This window comes from Streptomyces sp. UH6 (assembly GCF_013421635.1).
GTDB lineage: Bacteria > Actinomycetota > Actinomycetes > Streptomycetales > Streptomycetaceae > Streptomyces > Streptomyces abyssomicinicus.
Genome location: NZ_JACADT010001369.1, coordinates 1 through 1,145, shown reverse-complemented (window position 1 = coordinate 1,145; position 1,145 = coordinate 1). Strand labels below are relative to the sequence as shown.

The window sequence follows — 1,145 nt, the reverse complement described above, 5'->3', positions numbered from 1 at the left end:
GATCGCCCACCGCGGCGCCAGCGGCCACCGCCCGGAGCACACCTTCGGCGCGTACGACCTCGCCCTGGACCTCGGCGCGGACGTCGTCGAGGCAGGCGACCTGGTGATCACCGGGGACGGCCACCTGGTCTGCCGCCACGAGCCCGAGATCGGCGGCACGACCGACGTCGCCGACCGCCCCGAGTTCGCCTCCCGCCGCACCACCAAGACGCTCGACGGCGTCCCCACCACCGGCTGGTTCGCCGAGGACTTCACGCTGGCCGAGCTGAAGACCCTGCGCGCCACGGAGCGGATCCCGGCCAACCGCCCGCACAACACGCTCTACGACGGCGTCTGGCGGATCCCCACCTTCGAGGAGGTGCTCCGCTGGCAGGACGAGCAGACCCGCAGGCGCGGCAAGCAGGTCTTCGTCTACCCGGAGCTCAAGCACCCCACCTACTTCCGCGAGCAGGGCCTGCCCCTGGAGGAGCGCCTCGCCAAGCTGCTCCGGCGGCACGGCAAGGACCGCCGCACCTCGCCGGTGCTCCTCCAGTCCTTCGAGCCGACGAGCGTGCAGCGGATGCGGGAACTGGTCGACAACCCGCTCGCCGTCCTGCTCTCCTCGGCCGGCAGCCGCCCCTGGGACTTCCAGCGGCAGGGCGACCCCCGCAAGGTCTCCGACCTGATCACCCCGCAGGGCCTCGCCTGGATCGCCTCCTTCGCCGACGGCATCGGCCCCACCCTCGACCTGGTCGTCCCGCGCGACGCCGCGGGCAACCTGACCTCGCCGACCACCCTGGTCGCCGACGCGCACGGGGCGGGTCTGGTCCTCCACCCGTACACGATGCGCAACGAGAACCCGTTCCTGCCCGCCGACTTCCGCCGCGGCACCGACCCCGACGCCTACGGCGACGCGTTCGGCGCCTTCGCCGCCTACTTCGACACCGGCATCGACGGCGTCTTCACCGACCAGCCGGACACCGGCCTGCTGGCCCGCGAGCTCTGGCGCGCCGCCCGCTGACCCGCCCCGCAGGAAGGCCCGCGGGCGGGCCCGCAGGGAGACAGGGCGTCAATCTCACGCCCCGTACGCCCTCCCGCCGGGTGAATCGGGCCGGTGGCGGCAACCGCCGTCGCCGGCCCGCCGTCCTGTGCCCATGTGAAGCCGG

1 protein-coding gene is annotated in these 1,145 nt (G+C 73.8%); it reads left to right on the top strand.

What is annotated here, in order from left to right:
- Positions 1-1,000, top strand: a 1,000-nt coding sequence (locus HW445_RS31945; RefSeq protein ID WP_180224251.1) for a glycerophosphodiester phosphodiesterase, incomplete at its 5' end; no start/stop codon positions are given.
- Positions 1,001-1,145 lie beyond the last annotated feature (145 nt).